This is a genomic window from Dickeya aquatica (assembly GCF_900095885.1).
Lineage (GTDB): Bacteria > Pseudomonadota > Gammaproteobacteria > Enterobacterales > Enterobacteriaceae > Dickeya > Dickeya aquatica.
In genome coordinates this window covers 433,020-448,603 of the sequence record NZ_LT615367.1, presented here as the reverse complement: position 1 = coordinate 448,603, position 15,584 = coordinate 433,020, and the positions used below count along the sequence as shown (strand labels likewise).

Annotated in this window: 13 protein-coding genes and 1 pseudogene; 7 read left to right on the top strand and 7 right to left on the bottom strand. The window is 56.5% G+C overall.

Features of this window, described 5'->3' with window-relative positions; all coding sequences use genetic code 11:
• Nucleotides 1-14: 14 nt before the first annotated feature.
• Nucleotides 15-1,034: a substrate-binding domain-containing protein gene (locus DAQ1742_RS02040; RefSeq protein ID WP_035339493.1), complete on the top strand. Its 1,020-nt coding sequence runs from the start codon at nucleotides 15-17 to the stop codon at nucleotides 1,032-1,034.
• Nucleotides 1,035-1,195: 161 nt separating this feature from the next.
• On the opposite strand, the gene exbD is transcribed toward DAQ1742_RS02040, so the two are convergent.
• Both exbD and exbB read right to left on the bottom strand, forming a co-directional pair.
• Nucleotides 1,196-1,615 (bottom strand): TonB system transport protein ExbD, encoded by a 420-nt coding sequence (gene exbD, locus DAQ1742_RS02035; RefSeq protein WP_035339492.1) that lies wholly within the window; start codon nucleotides 1,613-1,615, stop codon nucleotides 1,196-1,198.
• Nucleotides 1,616-1,619: 4 nt separating this feature from the next.
• The gene (gene exbB, locus DAQ1742_RS02030; protein WP_232046636.1) at nucleotides 1,620-2,342 is read right to left on the bottom strand and encodes a tol-pal system-associated acyl-CoA thioesterase; all 723 of its coding nucleotides are present in this window, start codon (nucleotides 2,340-2,342) and stop codon (nucleotides 1,620-1,622) included.
• A gap of 444 nt (nucleotides 2,343-2,786) precedes the next feature.
• Here exbB and metC point away from each other — a divergent pair.
• Together metC and DAQ1742_RS02020 are read left to right on the top strand one after the other, a co-directional pair.
• Nucleotides 2,787-3,979, top strand: a pseudogene (gene metC, locus DAQ1742_RS02025) (cystathionine beta-lyase).
• A gap of 220 nt (nucleotides 3,980-4,199) precedes the next feature.
• The gene (locus DAQ1742_RS02020) at nucleotides 4,200-4,859 is read left to right on the top strand and encodes a DedA family protein (RefSeq protein ID WP_035339490.1); all 660 of its coding nucleotides are present in this window, start codon (nucleotides 4,200-4,202) and stop codon (nucleotides 4,857-4,859) included.
• 36 nt (nucleotides 4,860-4,895) lie between these two features.
• Here DAQ1742_RS02020 and DAQ1742_RS02015 read toward each other — a convergent pair whose 3' ends face one another.
• Nucleotides 4,896-5,816 carry an AraC family transcriptional regulator gene (locus DAQ1742_RS02015; RefSeq protein WP_035339489.1) on the bottom strand — a complete coding sequence of 307 codons (921 nt, stop codon included), beginning with the start codon at nucleotides 5,814-5,816 and terminating at the stop codon, nucleotides 4,896-4,898.
• 176 nt (nucleotides 5,817-5,992) lie between these two features.
• Here DAQ1742_RS02015 and DAQ1742_RS02010 point away from each other — a divergent pair, with 176 nt between their 5' ends.
• From DAQ1742_RS02010 to dkgA, 3 genes are all read left to right on the top strand, one after another.
• Entirely contained in the window at nucleotides 5,993-6,733 is a 741-nt protein-coding gene (locus tag DAQ1742_RS02010; RefSeq protein WP_035339488.1) for an NADPH-dependent oxidoreductase, read from the top strand.
• Nucleotides 6,734-6,752: 19 nt separating this feature from the next.
• On the top strand, nucleotides 6,753-7,916 hold the full coding sequence (gene yqhD, locus DAQ1742_RS02005; RefSeq protein WP_035339487.1) for an alcohol dehydrogenase: 1,164 nt from the start codon (nucleotides 6,753-6,755) through the stop codon (nucleotides 7,914-7,916).
• A 197-nt stretch (nucleotides 7,917-8,113) separates the two neighbouring features.
• Nucleotides 8,114-8,959 carry a 2,5-didehydrogluconate reductase DkgA gene (dkgA, locus tag DAQ1742_RS02000; protein ID WP_035339486.1) on the top strand — a complete coding sequence of 282 codons (846 nt, stop codon included), beginning with the start codon at nucleotides 8,114-8,116 and terminating at the stop codon, nucleotides 8,957-8,959.
• A 47-nt stretch (nucleotides 8,960-9,006) separates the two neighbouring features.
• On the opposite strand, the gene ftsP is transcribed toward dkgA, so the two are convergent.
• The 3 genes from ftsP to parC all read right to left on the bottom strand — a co-directional run bounded on the left by ftsP (nucleotide 9,007) and on the right by parC (nucleotide 13,772).
• On the bottom strand, nucleotides 9,007-10,416 hold the full coding sequence (gene ftsP / locus DAQ1742_RS01995; RefSeq protein ID WP_035339485.1) for a cell division protein FtsP: 1,410 nt from the start codon (nucleotides 10,414-10,416) through the stop codon (nucleotides 9,007-9,009).
• A gap of 66 nt (nucleotides 10,417-10,482) precedes the next feature.
• Nucleotides 10,483-11,220 carry a 1-acylglycerol-3-phosphate O-acyltransferase gene (locus tag DAQ1742_RS01990; protein WP_035339484.1) on the bottom strand — a complete coding sequence of 246 codons (738 nt, stop codon included), beginning with the start codon at nucleotides 11,218-11,220 and terminating at the stop codon, nucleotides 10,483-10,485.
• Nucleotides 11,221-11,438: 218 nt separating this feature from the next.
• Nucleotides 11,439-13,772 carry a DNA topoisomerase IV subunit A gene (gene parC, locus DAQ1742_RS01985; protein ID WP_051123989.1) on the bottom strand — a complete coding sequence of 778 codons (2,334 nt, stop codon included), beginning with the start codon at nucleotides 13,770-13,772 and terminating at the stop codon, nucleotides 11,439-11,441.
• 284 nt (nucleotides 13,773-14,056) lie between these two features.
• Between parC and DAQ1742_RS01980 the strand changes: the two genes are divergently transcribed.
• Nucleotides 14,057-14,638, top strand: a complete 582-nt coding sequence (locus tag DAQ1742_RS01980) for an NAD(P)H-dependent oxidoreductase (protein WP_035339483.1) — start codon at nucleotides 14,057-14,059, stop codon at nucleotides 14,636-14,638.
• 40 nt (nucleotides 14,639-14,678) lie between these two features.
• Here the strand turns inward: DAQ1742_RS01980 and DAQ1742_RS01975 are convergent, their stop codons facing one another.
• Nucleotides 14,679-15,575, bottom strand: coding sequence for a LysR family transcriptional regulator (locus DAQ1742_RS01975; RefSeq protein WP_035339482.1), 897 nt, complete (start codon nucleotides 15,573-15,575; stop codon nucleotides 14,679-14,681).
• Nucleotides 15,576-15,584: the final 9 nt, after the last annotated feature.

Below are 15,584 nucleotides of genomic sequence, written 5' to 3'. Positions count from 1 at the left end.
CTTAAGATATCACGGTGAAACCAACCAAACGCGTCACAATCAGCGACATCGCCAGGCTGGCAGGGGTCTCAAAATCCACTGCCAGTCTGGTACTTAATGGCCGCAGCAAAGAGTTCCGCGTGTCGGATGAAACCCGCGACCGGGTGCTGGCCCTTGCACAACAGCAACGTTACCAGCCCAGCATTCATGCCCGCTCCCTGCGCTCAAGCCGCAGTAATACGCTGGGGCTGGTGGTGCCTGAGATGACGAACTACGGTTTTGCCGTGATCTCGCGTGAACTGGAGTGCCTGTGCCGGGAAGCCGGGTTACAGTTGCTGATAGCCTGTACCGATGAAAATGCCGCGCAGGAAATGATGGCCGTCAATAGCCTTATCCAGCGGCAGGTGGATGGGTTGATAGTCGCCTCCAGCATGTTAAGCGACGTCGAATATCAGAAAATCAACCAGCAATTACCGGTATTGCAGTTTGACCGGGTTATCGGTGAATCCACGCTGCCGATGGTGGTGTCTGAGGCGGTGGAGTCAACCGCAACGCTGGTGGAAAATATCGCGCGCCACCACCCGGATGAATTCTATTTCATCGGTGGCCAGGCGCGAATCTCGCCGACCCGTGACCGTCTGGCCGGTTTTCAGCTCGGGCTGCAACGCGCCGGGCTCGCCTGCCCGGCCGAGTGGATTATTCACGGCAGTTACCACTCCAGCGCCGGTTATGAGATGTTTGCGCAACTGTGTGCCAGACTGGGGCGACCGCCCAAAGCACTGTTTACCGCCGCCTGTGGCTTACTCGAAGGGGTATTGCGCTACCTCAACCAGCACAACCTGATGGATTGCGATATGCGGTTGTGCAGCTTTGACGATCACTATCTGTTTGACTGCCTGCCAATGAAAATCGACACCGTCGCACAGGATTGCGAAACGCTGGCGCGCAGCAGTTTCGAGATGATAAATCAGCTTATCGCCGGGCAGCCACTGGCCGAGAGCCGGGTCTATGTGCCCACACGTCTGCACTGGCGTCACCCTGGTTTGCATGACTGAGTTGCGCGGCCAAGCCTAACCTCAGTTCGCACCTCCCATGGATAAAAAAACCACCGCCGCTGGCGGTGGTTCGCCTCACGCCCCCGATTAAATGCAAGGCGCAAGCTGTTATAGCATCAAAAAACGGCTGGGGTTATCGACCGCGCCGGGAGCCGTACACTTCAGCGTACTTTCTCTGAGCCCATCAGGCCGATTTTGAGATAGCCCGCCTCACGCAGTGAGTCCATCACCCGCATCAGGGTTTCATAATCGACGCTTTTATCCGCCTGAAAAAACACCGTAGTGTCTTTATTACCCTGCGTTTTGGCCGCCAGCGCCTGGGGCAGCAATGCTTCACTGACGGGATCTTCTCCCAGGTAAAGCTGCTTATCGGCTTTTACCGTCAGGAACACCGGCTTTTCCGGGCGCGGCTGGGGAGTGGCGCTGGAAGCGGGCAAATTCACACGCACATCCACCGTTGCCAGCGGTGCCGCCACCATAAAGATAATCAACAGCACCAGCATGACATCAATAAACGGCGTGACGTTGATATCATGCATTTCGCCGTTTTCACTCTGCCCGTCATTCAAATGCATCGCCATCGCGTTACCCTACCCGCAGCGTGTGGGCAGGCGTGCTCACACGAGCGCCATTGCTGGCGGCGATATCCAAATCACGGCTTTGCAGCAACAGTACCTGGGCCGCCACATCACTCACGACAGCCTTATAACTGGCAGTCCAGCGCGCAAATACGTTGTAGATAACCACCGCCGGGATAGCCGCGACCAGACCGATAGCGGTGGCCAGCAACGCTTCGGCAATACCCGGAGCCACAACCGCCAGATTGGTGGTCTGCGACTGGGCGATACCGATAAAACTGTTCATGATGCCCCACACTGTACCGAACAAACCGATAAACGGCGCGATGGCCCCAACGGTTGCCAGATAGCCGGTACCACGCCCCATCTGACGCCCGGTCGCCGCGACCTGACGTTCGAGACGAAAAGCGGTGCGCTCTTTAATACCAGCGTTGTCATCGGAACGGGCGGATAGCTCTTGCTCGTTACGGGCATTGGCCAGCAATTGCAGCGTCACACTGCCCGGCGTAAACACCCCGGCAATATCCGTGGCATCATCCAGCGTGCGGGCTTCACTGAGTGCCTGATATTCGCGGCGAATACGTTTTTTCGCCGTCATCAGGCTGAGACTTTTACTGAAGAAAATCGCCCAGGTGACGACCGATGCCAGCAGCAGCCCAATCATGACGGCCTTAACCACCACATCAGCATGCTGGTACATTCCCCAGACAGATAAATCGGTACGCATCATATTACCGGCTACAGCAGTCGTTGCGGGGGTCGCGCTGCCAGTGGCCAGCGGTAGCGAAGCCGGTGCCGCCAGCGCGTGCCCTGCCATAACGATTGACAGCGTCAAGACCACAAGCCGCCCGGCCGCTGCCCGAAACACGCTGCCGGGCTTGTGCCAGGCTGAAGAAACCCGTTGTTTAGTATTATTGTCAGCCGTATACACGCTGTGCCTCCACCAATTATCTCTGCTATCCCTTCGGGCTATATCGCCCTTCACTGGCGAAAATGATACCAAACCCAGAATTAATTGATAGTCGTTCTCATTATTATTTGCGTATTTCCCCTCCCGAGCAGGTGATGGTCATGAGACCTCTTCATCTGGCGGAAAAAGCCCCCCTAACGCCCTCTCAGCCGTGATAACGTAGGAAAAAGTGCCAAACATGTTTTAGCGACAGGTGATTGCTTTATGACAAGTAAGAAAATAGCCACCACGCTGGTGGCTGCCGGACGCAGCAAGCGCGTCACCCAGGGGGCCGTCAACCCGGTGATTCAACGCGCCTCTTCTCTGGTATTTGACAGTGTGCAGGAAAAAAAACACGCCACGATTAACCGCGCCAAAGGGGGGCTGTTCTATGGCCGCCGAGGCACCCTGACCCACTTTGCCTTGCAAGATGCCATGACCGAGCTGGAAGGCGGTGCCGGTTGTGCGCTCTACCCCTGTGGCGCGGCCGCGATTGCCAACGCCATCACCTCATTTGTTAGCGCAGGCGATCACCTGTTAGTTACCGGTTCCGCCTACGAACCCACGCAGGATTTTTGTAACAAAGTGCTGGGTAAAATGAACATCCGCACCACCTTTTTCGACCCGATGGTTGGCGAAGGGATTGCGGCACTCATTCAGCCCAACACCCGGGTGGTGTTTCTCGAATCTCCCGGCTCCATCACGATGGAAGTGCAAGACGTTCCGGCCATTGTCGCCGCCGTTCGCCGCGTAAACCCGGATATTATCATCATGATCGACAATACCTGGGCCGCAGGGGTGCTGTTCCGGCCGCTGGCGCTCGGTGTGGATATCTCGATTCAATCGGCAACCAAGTATATTGTCGGGCATTCCGATGCCATGTTAGGCACGGCGGTCGCCAATGCCCGCTGCTGGGATCAACTGCGCGAGCAATCCTACCTGATGGGGCAAATGGCTGACGCCGATAGCGCCTATATGGCCAGCCGGGGCTTACGTACTCTGGGGTGCGTTTGCAGCAGCATCAGGAAAATGGCCTGCGTATCGCTCACTGGCTGGCAGAGCGCCCAGAAGTGGCTGTCGTCAAGCATCCTGCACTACCGGGCTGTAAAGGCCATGCGTTTTTCACCCGGGATTTCAGCGGCAGCAACGGGTTATTCTCGTTTGTGCTACGGGAAAAACTCAGCCCCTCGCAACTGGCGAACTACCTTGACCACTTCAGCCACTTCCGTATGGCGTATTCATGGGGTGGTTTTGAGTCGCTGATTCTGGCTAACCAACCCGACGATTTAGCCTCGATTCGCCCGGCCGGTGGCGTCGATTTCACCGGTACGCTGATTCGTCTGCATATCGGGCTGGAAGACAGCGATGACCTGATCGCCGATTTGGAATCCGGTTTCAACAGATTGCAGAAAATGTGACGCCGCCAACTCTTCACCCCTTGCAAGCCGCTGTGGTAAGCGCGCTAAAGCGTATATGATGAACAGTAACAATGATGACAATACGTTTACCTTTTTTACCCTATGCTGAGGTTCGTTTTTTCGGGCTTCAGGACGACGCAGCCTTGGCATAGCGTATCATCAGATACCGGGCCTTTTGCTACGCGGCTTTAGGGGTTAAGCAAACCAGACAGGATGCATTATGAGTGTTGTACATGAAATCGTTGATGCGCTGTGGCGGCATGACTTCAGCGCTTTGGCCGATCCGCAAGTGTTGTGGTTTATTTATGCCATTTTGTTCACCACTCTGTTTCTGGAAAATGGTTTGCTACCTGCCTCCTTCCTGCCGGGAGACAGCCTGCTATTGCTGACCGGGGCGTTGATAGCCAAAGGAGTGATGCACTTCGCTACAACGATAACCCTGCTGACGGTAGCGGCCAGTCTCGGTTGCTGGTTGAGCTATCTGCAAGGGCGCTGGCTGGGCGATACCCCGCTGGTGAAAAAATGGCTGTACCAGCTCCCCGCCCACTATCATCAACGCACCCATGACTTGTTCCACCAGCACGGTTTGTCCGCGCTCCTGGTGGGGCGTTTTCTGGCCTTCGTGCGTACCCTGCTGCCGACCATCGCCGGTGTTTCCGGCCTCAGCAACACCCGTTTTCAGATTTTCAACTGGTTAAGCGGCTTTCTGTGGGTCGGTGGTATCGTTACCATGGGATATGCCTTCAGCCACATCCCGCTGGTCAAACGCTATGAAGATCAGGTGATGGCGGTGCTGTGCATTCTGCCGCTGGTGCTGTTATTGAGCGGCCTGGTGGGCGTACTGCTGATGGTATGGCGCAAACGCCGCGCCATTGCCTGACCTCCTGAGATACGGCCAGCGATCATGGCCGTATCGCTACCACGCATTTCTTTCCATCACCGCCTGACCGGAACGCAGCCTGGCCACTTCATCGCCCGGCGTTGCGCCAAAAAAGCGTTTGAACTCACGACTAAATTGCGAGGGGCTTTCGTAGCCAACCTGCATCGACGCGGTATTGGCTTTCAGGCCATCCTGTAACATCAGCAAACGGGCTTTGTGCAAGCGGTAGGATTTCAGGTATTGCAGCGGCGAGGTATTCGTCACCGCTTTGAAGTTATGGTGGAACGCCGACACGCTCATATTCACATCCATCGCCAGCGCTTCAACGCTCAGGCTATCGGCATAGTGATTTTCAATATGGCGCAGCGCACGCGCTATCTGGCTGAAATGGCTGTAGCGGTTCATCAGCGCCTGTAGCGAATCACCGCAAGGGCCACACAGCACATGGTAAAGAATTTCGCGCACAATCCACGGCCCGAGCACTCTGGCATCACGCGCATTCGCCATCGCTTCCAGTAGCCGCTCCGCTGCGCATAACACCGCATCATTTAGCGGTACGCTGTTTATACTGGTGGTATCCGCGCGGCGCTTTTCACCGTACCCGTCATCCCCCATTTCTATCAGCAGGTCTTGCAGGATAGGGATATCCACCCGAATGGAGATACCAACAATCGGGTTTTCCCGGCTGGCAAAACTTTCGCACTCAAACGGCAGCGGTACCGTCATCAGCAGGTAGTTTTCCGGGTCATAATGAAAACGCTTACCGCCCAAATAGCCAACCTTATGCCCCTGAAAAATAATCACGATACAAGGGTCATACAGCACCGGCGTGCGGGCTCCGTGGCGATCGGTGTAGATAACCTTCACCTGAGGGATCGGCGTCTGGCTGATGCAATTCGGGCTGGCGAAAGGCATCGCCAGATTAATTAAGCGCTGGCGTGTAGTTAAGTTTTGCATATATTCATCTCATTCTGACAACAGAAATAAAATGACATATAACCCCCACATAATCACCCTTTCCTTCTATTTTTTGCAGAAACAGGCAATACATAGCGAGAAATGAGCATTGCCGGAAACGCCCGGGAAGACGAGAATAAAATCCCTATTTTGGCAGGTATGCGTTGAGGATCGTCATGAACCAACCCATTGAATTACTTAAACAACATCGCAGTGAACGTAGCTACCTGGATAAACCGATCCCGCAAGAGGTGTTGTCGGCGATTATTGAGAGCGCGCATTTAGCGCCAACCTCCGTCAATTCCCAGCAAGTTTCGATTGTCGTCACCCAAGACCCGGCTCGCCGGGCTCGCATCGCAGAACTGGCAGGCGGGCAGCCGTGGATTGCCAAAGCGCCGGTGTTTCTCACGCTGGTACTGGATATGCATAAAACCGCCACCGGTATCGCCATGAGCGGCAGTGAGCAACACGCCCATGAAAGCGTCGAGAGCATGATTTCCGGTGCCACCGACGTTGGCATCGCGCTGGGTACGCTTATCGCCGCCGCGCACGCTTTTGGCCTCGGCATTGTGCCGATAGGCGGCATACGTCGCCAGCCGCAAGGCATCATTGACCTGCTGGAGCTACCGCCACTGACCTTCCCGGTAGCAGGACTGGTGCTGGGATATGTCGATAAACCGGCCAGCCAGAAACCGCGCTTGCCGCTATCCACATTCCGCCATGACGAGGTCTACCAGCGCGAGGCGCTGGCTGGCGCAATTGAGCAATATAACCAACGATTAATGGAGCACTGGCAGCAAACAGGACGTCACGACGGTGAGCCCTGGGGCAGCAATACCGCCAGCTACTATCAACACGTCTATTTTCCGAATGTCCTGCCGGCACTGTTACAGCAGGGCTTTAAACTGGATCAATAAAATCACAAGAGAGACAACCATGCAGAACTTTACGCTTCATACCCCGACGAAAATTCTCTTTGGCGAAGGCCAAATCGCCGCCCTGGCAGCGCAGATCCCGGCGGATGCGCGCATCCTTATCACCTACGGCGGCGGCAGCATCAAACAAAACGGCGTATTCGACCAGGTGATGACGGCACTGGCAGGCCACAATGTGCTGGAATTTTCCGGTATTGAACCGAACCCGACTTACGAAACGCTGATGAAAGCCGTAGACATCGTGCGTAAGGAGAACATTGACTTCCTGCTGGCCGTGGGCGGTGGCTCCGTCGCCGATGGCACCAAATTTATCGCCGCCGCCGCACACTACAGCGCGGCTGAAGATCCGTGGCATATTCTGCAAACCTGGGGCGCAGAAATCACTCAGGCGCTGCCACTGGGCGTGGTGCTCACCTTACCGGCCACCGGTTCGGAATCCAACAGCGGCGCAGTGATTACCCGTAAAACCACCGGCGACAAACAGGCGTTTATGAACGACCTCGTGCGCCCGGTCTTTGCCGTGCTTGATCCGGTTGTCACCTATACGTTGCCTGCACGCCAGATAGCCAACGGCGTTGTTGATGCCTTCGTGCACACCGTTGAACAGTATCTGACCTACCCGGTCGATGGCAAAGTCCAGGATCGCTTCAGTGAAGGGCTGTTGCTGACCCTGATTGAAGAAGGCCCGCGCGCGCTGCAAGAGCCGCAGAATTACGCGGTGCGCGCTAACGTGATGTGGAGCGCGACGATGGCGCTCAATGGCCTGATTGGTGCCGGTGTTCCTCAGGATTGGTCAACCCATATGCTGGGCCATGAAATCACCGCCATGCACGGTCTGGATCACGCCCAGACGCTGGCGATTGTGCTGCCTGCCATGCTCAACGAACGCCGGGTGCAGAAACGCGAAAAACTGCTGCAATACGCCGAGCGCGTCTGGGGCCTGCGCGAGGGTACGGATGATGAGCGTATCGACGGGGCTATTGCTGCAACGCGCGCTTTCTTCGAAAAAATGGGCGTCCCTACCCGCTTCTCCGACTACCAGCTTGATGGCAGCTCGATCCCTGCGCTGGTGGCGAAACTGGCAGAACACGGGATGACGGCGTTAGGCGAACACCAGGATATTTCGCTGGAGATAAGCCAGCGCGTATACGAGGCGGCTCGCTAACTCACGCAATGCCGGTTTTTCGGCTACGCTTAAGAAGATGTCCGGGCGGCTCATCGGCCCGGACTGTCTTCGGCGAAACACGCATTCAGACGCCGCCGCTCAGGCAGCGTCACCATCCTGACACCTCGCCTTCGTTCTGCCACACTGCCGGGCTTCACCGCCACAGGCTCAAAAGGTAACCTCACAAGGAGAACACCATGACGATGCAACCGCTGGTCAAACTGGCTGATGGCAATGTGATGCCCCAATTGGGCTTAGGCGTCTGGCAGGCCAGCAATGAGCAGGCCACTGCTGCCGTCACCGAAGCGCTCAATATCGGCTATCGTGCCATTGATACTGCCGCCATTTACCGTAATGAGGTCGGTGTGGGTCGGGCATTGCAGAGCACCGACATCCCGCGCAGTGACCTGTTTATCACCACCAAACTCTGGAACAGCGATCAGGCGCATCCGCGTCAGGCGCTGGAAGAGAGCCTGCGTAAATTGCAGCTGGAGTATGTTGATTTATATCTGATTCACTGGCCGCTGCCGGAACAGGGAACCTATGTGGAAGCCTGGCGCGGCTTGCTTAATCTCAAAGCACAGGGGCTGGCGCGCAGCGTCGGTGTGTGCAATTTCCATCCTCACCACCTGCAACGCCTGAAAGAAGAGACCGGGGTAATGCCGGTTATCAACCAGATAGAACTGCACCCGTTGTTTCAACAGCGCATGCTACACACGTGGAATACCACGCATCACATTCAAACCGAGTCATGGAGCCCGCTGGCTCAGGGCGGTGACGGCGTATTTGACCATCCGGTGATTCATCGGCTGGCGAAAAAGTATGGCAAAAGCCCGGCGCAAATCGTCATCCGCTGGCATTTAGACAGCGGCCTGGTGGTTATCCCCAAATCCATTACGCCTGCGCGTATTCGGGAAAACTTCACCGTGTTTGATTTCAGGCTGGAAAAAGAGGAACTGAGTGAGATAGCCACGCTGGACTGCGGCAAACGGCTGGGGCCCGACCCGGATCTACCGCGCACTGACGCCGCGCGTAAAGTATAACCCAGCGCTCCCGCCCCTATCGCGTGGGCGGGAACAGCGGGCCTGCGTTACGGTTGCACCACTAACTGACCGGTTGACCCTCTGTCGGCCATTTCCAGCGTCTGGCTGTAATAGAGAAAGGGGAACTGGGCGGTAGAAAACTGGCCAAAATAAACCAGCAGTTCAACATTATTGTCTACCCATACCGTGTCTTTCCAGCCGCTGTCCTCTGGTGGCGTCAGCCCGCCGTTGACGCTACGCACCAAAAACGCAGCCCCCTGAATGTGAAACGGTTGTGGCTGGTCAGCATGCACTATCCAGCGCTCATAACGCCCTTGTTGGGTTTGCACATCGACACGGTTCACATCCCAAAGAGCTCCGTTAATTCCCGGCTGGCTGTCCCCCAGGCGAAACTCGCGCGTGCGGCTGACCGCGCCTTCCATCAGGTTATCGGATAACAATCGAGCAGGCAGAGTATTGGTGACCAGCGGCAGTAACCCGGTTGGCCGCAACGTCAGCACATTCGAGGACACCAGAATATTCGAAGGCTCAAACAGGCCACGCAGGCGCTGCATAATCGTGGCCGACGCCCCGGCCGTCAGGGTGACGTCACTGCCCTGCGACATGTCTATCAACACTTCACGACGCTCACCGGGTGCCAATGAAAGCTGATTGAGCACCATCGGCGCGGGCAAAAAGCCCTGATCGTTGGCGATAAGGCTCATCGGGCGTCCGTCGCTCATGCGCATCACATAGCGACGGGCATTCGAGGCATTCAATAAGCGCAACCTGACCCAGCCGCGAGAAACCTCGACAAACGGGTTCTGCGCGCCATTGACCAGCAGCGTATCGCCCATAAAACCGCCGTTGCCGGGCGGGTTGTAGAGCATTGCGCCAAAATTATCCAGCCGCTTGTCCTGAAGAATGAGCGGAAAATCATCCACCCCATAGTGATTGGGAACAGGCAGCGATTTACTGCTCTCATCTTCCACCAGCCACAAACCGGCCAGACCATTGTAGACGTGCGATGCCATACGGTTGGGCGTATTGGCGTGATACCAGCAGGTCGCCGCCGCCTGGCGAACGGGCAACACCGGTGCCCAGTCCATATTGGGCTGGATAAGACGCCCGCCACCGCCCATCAGTGACCCAGGCACTTGCAGGCCGCTCACCGTCATCGCCACCGGCTCGTTCAGGCGGTTACTGTAAATCAGCTTCACATCATCATTGCTGAACACCCGCACCGTCGGGCCGAGATAGCGCCCGTTAAACCCCCAGGCCGGATTTCTGCGTTCACCAGAAAACACCCACTGTGCGCGCTGAAGGGTCAGAAAAACCGGTTGCCCGCGACGGGACTCCAGCAACGGGGGCACCGGCAGCGGGTTTTGCCCACCGGATGCCCGCGCCGTCAACGGCATGGCTCCGGCACACAGGGCAACCCCGCTTGCCTTAAGGAACTGACGCCGGTTCAATGACATAATGACTCCGAAACACTGTTCAATCCGTTATCCATAACGGGACACCTTCTCGCTTTCGCCCCAGAATTAGCGTTTATCCGCCGCTTCCCGCTGAGCGACTTCTTCATCCAGCGCGGCAATTTTTGCTGCCATCACCTCATGACAGTGAGCCGCCAGCTCACGCACCTGCTCTTTGCTGTAAGCACGGGTGTCAATCGGCGGCAGCATCTCAACAATTACATGACCGTTGTTCCAGCGGTTGAGTTTGATTTTGTTATGGGTGGTGGACACACAAATGGGCACCACCGGCACACCGGCAGCAATTGCGGCATGAAATGCGCCGGTCTTGAACGGCAGTAAACCGCGCCCGCGGCTACGGGTGCCTTCCGGGAACATCCACACGGAAATGTCATGCTCTTTAATGTGCTTCACTACCTGGGCGATGGTGCCGTGTGCTTTGGCACGGTTATCTCTGTCTATCAGCAAATTACCGGCCAGCCAGTACAGCGGGCCGAAAAACGGGATCCACACCAAGCTTTTTTTGCCGACCGTAACCGTGCCGGGCATCACCATATTGGCCGCTGTCACCATGTCGTAATTGTTCTGATGATTGGCGATATAGATACAGTTACCGTTAAAACCGGATGCCTGTGGCTGGCGCAGCTCCAGTTTAATACCGAACACGACGGACAGACGGCCAAACAAGCGGCCAAAACGGGAGACATGACGGGGGTTCTTCGGGGTAAACAGGCAATAGACAAACCCCACCAGAGACACCACCACACAGAAGACGATGACCACTAAAAACCGCAAAATGAATAACATAGCAACCTCATGAGCCAATAGCCGCCGCTAGTATAACGACTTGGCGCAAAAACACACGGCGAACCTGCCAGCGATGCCGGCTGCGGCCCGCTTCGGGCTATCCGCCGCCAGACGAAAGAGCAAGGTCTTAGGGCTGCGCGGGGTGCCTGTCGTACACGACATGCAGTACACGACATAAAGTACGCGGCAACCACGCGCCGTTGCCCTGTCAGGGGCGCTTACTCTTCACTGCTGTTACGGCTGTGCGTACCTTCACCGGGCGAAGGCGGTTGCAGACTGACCGGCACATCAACATCGATGCGATCAACTCGCTGTAGCCCACGCGGTAACGCCGTGCCTTTGCAGCCGCGGCTGGCCTGATATTTTTGCAGCTCTTCCGGGCGCAGTGAATACTTACGCTTGCCTGCGTAAAGCGTTACCGATGCCTGTGGCGCTATCGTCATCAGCCACTGCACCCGGTCTTCACCACGGGCCAGCTCTGCGGCGGCGATAGAAACCATCTTGTTACCTTTCCCTTTGGAGAGCACTGGCAAGTCAGAGACAGGGAACAGTAATATCCGACCGGCGGCGGTAATGGTCAGCAGCAGGTCATCGTCACGCACAATCTCCAGCGGTGGCAGCACGCGCGCATGGTCTGGCAGCGTCAATAGCGCTTTGCCGACGCGGTTGCGCGCAACAAGGTCGGCAAAGGTACAGATAAAACCGTAACCAGCGTCAGACGCGAGCAACAGGCGCTGGTCATCCGGTGCCATCAGCACCTGTTCAACGCTTGCGCCCGCAGGCAGCGTCAGTTTACCGGTCAGCGGCTCACCCTGACCGCGCGCGGAAGGCAGCGTCAGCGGGTCAAGTGCGTAACTGCGCCCGGTGGAGTCGATAAACACCACCGGCTGGTTACTCTTACCACGCGCCGCCGCGCGAAAGGCATCACCGGCTTTGTAGCTCAGGCCAGACGGGTCAATATCATGCCCTTTGGCACTGCGTACCCAGCCCATTTCCGACAGCACAATCGTCACCGGCTCAGAGGGCGACAAATCATGCTCGCTCATGGCTTTGGCTTCACCGCGCTCTTGCAGCGGCGAGCGGCGCTCATCGCCATAGGCTTTCACGTCATCCTGAAGCTCTTTTTTCAGCAGGTTGCTCATCTTACGTTCAGAAGCCAGCACCGCCTGAATCTGGTCACGCTCTTTGGCCAGTTCATCCTGCTCACCGCGAATTTTCACCTCTTCAAGCTTCGCTAAATGACGCAGTTTCAGCTCCAGAATCGCCTCGGCCTGAATATCGCTCAGGCCAAATTTCGCCATTAAGACCGGTTTGGGCTCATCTTCGTTGCGGATAACCTCGATGACGTCATCAATCTTCAGGAACGCGATCAGCAGGCCTTCCAGCACATGCAGCCGTTTGAGCACTTTATCCAGGCGGAAACTCAGGCGACGGCGCACCGTGTCACGGCGAAACGCCAGCCATTCGGTCAGGATCTCACGCAGCCCCTTCACCGCCGGGCGGCCATCCAGACCAATCATGTTCATGTTGATGCGATAGCTCTTTTCCAGATCGGTGGTCGCAAACAGATGATTCATGACCTGATCAGGATTAAGGCGGCTGGAATAGGGCATTTGCAGCACCAGCCGCGTCGGATTCTCGTGATCGGATTCATCACGCAAATCATCGATCATCGGCAGCTTTTTCGCCCGCATCTGGCTGGCAATTTGCTCCAGCACTTTCGCGCCAGACACCTGATGCGGTAAGGCGGTAATGATAATTTCAACTTTCTTCTTGTTGTCATCATCTTTTATCGACTCTTGCTTCCACACCGCCCGCATACGCACCGAGCCACGGCCGCTTTCGTACATTTTGCGAATGTCATCACGCGCAGTGATAATTTCTGCTTCGGTCGGGTAATCGGGAGCCTGTACGTGCTCTAACAGCACGGCCAGCGAGGTATCAGGGTCGTCAATCAGCGCCATCGCCGCGGCCGCCACTTCCCGCACATTGTGCGGCGGAATGTCGGTGGCCATGCCCACGGCAATACCGGTGGTACCGTTCAGCAGAATATTCGGCAGCCGCGCGGGCAGCATTTTCGGCTCTTGCAGCGTGCCGTCGAAATTGGGCACATAATCTACCGTGCCTTGCCCCAGCTCACGCAGCAGCACATCGGCATACTTCGACAGGCGCGATTCGGTATAACGCATGGCGGCGAACGATTTGGGATCGTCCGGTGCCCCCCAGTTGCCCTGACCGTCTACCAACGGGTAGCGGTAGGAGAAAGGCTGCGCCATCAGTACCATCGCCTCGTAACAGGCGCTGTCGCCGTGCGGATGATATTTACCCAGCACGTCGCCCACGGTGCGGGCGGATTTCTTGAATTTCGCGCTGGCGCTCAGCCCCAGTTCCGACATCGCATACACGATACGACGCTGAACCGGCTTGAGGCCATCGCCAATAAAGGGAAGCGCCCGATCCATGATGACGTACATGGAGTAATTGAGGTAGGCGTTCTCAGTAAATGTGTGCAGCGCAAGACGCTCTGCGCCGTCATGAGTCATGTCACTCATTGATAATCCTTAAACCGTGGCGTATCGCCATGTTCAAAAAACTCGCTTATTGTTGCGCGATGAACCACAACGTGGCAAAACCGACCGGACAACACTGACCGGATAGTAACGTAAGTTGTGTCTCTCTTCACGGCATCCTGTTACCGCAATGCGTTGTTCGATTCAACACCCGCGATTATTGACTATTTGGCAATAGTGTTGTGCGCCACCGCACGTTTTTCCCCATCACGCAATTAGATAGACTGATCTTCAACGCTTGTTTATCTCATTTGAGGTCATCTGCCATGCAAAACGTACTCATCATCAATGCCGGAAAAGCCTTCGGCCATTCCAAAGGGGAACTCAACCGTACCCTGACCGATGTCGCCGCCACGTTCCTGCGCGACAAAGGCCGCGAGATCCGCATCACCACCGTCGATGACGGTTACGACATCGAACAGGAAGTGCAGAATATTCTGTGGGCCGACGCCGTCATCTACCAAATGCCAGGCTGGTGGATGGGTACCCCCTGGATCCTGAAAAAATACATCGACGACGTATTCACTGCGGGACATGGCTCTCTGTACGCCAGCGATGGCCGCACCCGCGCAGACGCCAGCAAGAAATACGGTTCCGGCGGCTTATTACAGGGCAAACACTACCTGCTGTCGCTAACCTGGAACGCCCCGCTGGACGCCTTCACCGACCCGGATCAGTTCTTCCACGGTGTCGGCGTGGACGGCGTCTACCTGCCGTTTCACAAGGCCAACCAGTTCATCGGCCTGTCGCCGTTACCCACCTTCATCTGCAACGATGTCATCAAACAGCCGGACGTAGAGCAGGACATTGCCCGCTACCGCGCCCACCTCGATCAGGTATTCGCCTGATCCCCGGTTTGCGGCCCTCGGCGCGGCATTCACTTCACCACTACAGTGGATGCTGCGCCACTTTTTCACTGAGAAAATCCAGAAAACAGACAATCCGGCTGGCCAGCTCCGTATTGCGGTAGTACACCGCATTCACCGGCAGACGCCGGTCTAACGTCTCTTGCGCCAGCACCTGCACCAGTCGCCCCGCCGCCACATCATCCCGGGTCATGAAATCCGACAGCCGGACAATCCCCTCTCCACACAACGCCAGCTGGCGCAGCATTTCACCGTTAGACGCGGCAATTGTCGGTGAAATGGGGTAATCATCGCCAAATGCGTTGCGTAATGGCCAGAGATTGAGCGACTCGGACTGGGTAAACCCCAGCAAGGTGTGGCCCGCCAGTGCATCGACACTGAGTGGCGTGCCGTGACGGCTCAGGTAGGCAGGGCTTGCCAGAATGCGCAACCGGGTGGCACCCAGCGGCCGGGCATGGATACTGGAATCGCGCAGTTCGCCGATGCGAATCGCGATATCGGTATGCTGTTCCAGCAAATCGATAATCACGTCATCGGTATTCAGTTCAAGCGAAATACAGGGATAACGACGACGAAACTCCGGGATTAACGGCACGACCACATGCTGCATAAATGACGCGGCAGCGTTTATGCGCAACCGACCGCTGGGTGTCCTGCGGCGCAGCGCAATTTGCTCTTCCGCCAGTTCGACCGAATACAGTGCGTCCCGAGCATGTTGCAAAAAGATCTTCCCCTCTTCCGACAAGGCCTGACGACGGGTAGTTCGGTGCATTAACGTCATGCCGAGCTTGCTTTCCAGACGACCCAGCGCCCGGCTGATCCCCGAGGTAGTCTGCCCCAATTGTGCAGCCGCCGCGGTGACAGACCCACAGTCCACCACCACCACAAATGCCTGCATCTCTTCCAGCGTGACTTTCATCGTATCCGT

Excerpts from the sequence above, each read along its gene's own strand:
- exbD (WP_035339492.1), bottom strand. The coding sequence starts at position 1,615 with ATGGCGATGCATTTGAATGACGGGCAGAGTGAAAACGGCGAAATGCAT.
- exbB (WP_232046636.1), bottom strand. The coding sequence starts at position 2,342 with ATGATGCGTACCGATTTATCTGTCTGGGGAATGTACCAGCATGCTGAT.
- DAQ1742_RS02020 (WP_035339490.1), top strand. The coding sequence starts at position 4,200 with ATGAGTGTTGTACATGAAATCGTTGATGCGCTGTGGCGGCATGACTTC.
- DAQ1742_RS02015 (WP_035339489.1), bottom strand. The coding sequence starts at position 5,816 with ATGCAAAACTTAACTACACGCCAGCGCTTAATTAATCTGGCGATGCCT.
- DAQ1742_RS02010 (WP_035339488.1), top strand. The coding sequence starts at position 5,993 with ATGAACCAACCCATTGAATTACTTAAACAACATCGCAGTGAACGTAGC.
- yqhD (WP_035339487.1), top strand. The coding sequence starts at position 6,753 with ATGCAGAACTTTACGCTTCATACCCCGACGAAAATTCTCTTTGGCGAA.
- dkgA (WP_035339486.1), top strand. The coding sequence starts at position 8,114 with ATGACGATGCAACCGCTGGTCAAACTGGCTGATGGCAATGTGATGCCC.
- ftsP (WP_035339485.1), bottom strand. The coding sequence starts at position 10,416 with ATGTCATTGAACCGGCGTCAGTTCCTTAAGGCAAGCGGGGTTGCCCTG.
- DAQ1742_RS01990 (WP_035339484.1), bottom strand. The coding sequence starts at position 11,220 with ATGTTATTCATTTTGCGGTTTTTAGTGGTCATCGTCTTCTGTGTGGTG.
- parC (WP_051123989.1), bottom strand. The coding sequence starts at position 13,772 with ATGAGTGACATGACTCATGACGGCGCAGAGCGTCTTGCGCTGCACACA.
- DAQ1742_RS01980 (WP_035339483.1), top strand. The coding sequence starts at position 14,057 with ATGCAAAACGTACTCATCATCAATGCCGGAAAAGCCTTCGGCCATTCC.
- DAQ1742_RS01975 (WP_035339482.1), bottom strand. The coding sequence starts at position 15,575 with ATGAAAGTCACGCTGGAAGAGATGCAGGCATTTGTGGTGGTGGTGGAC.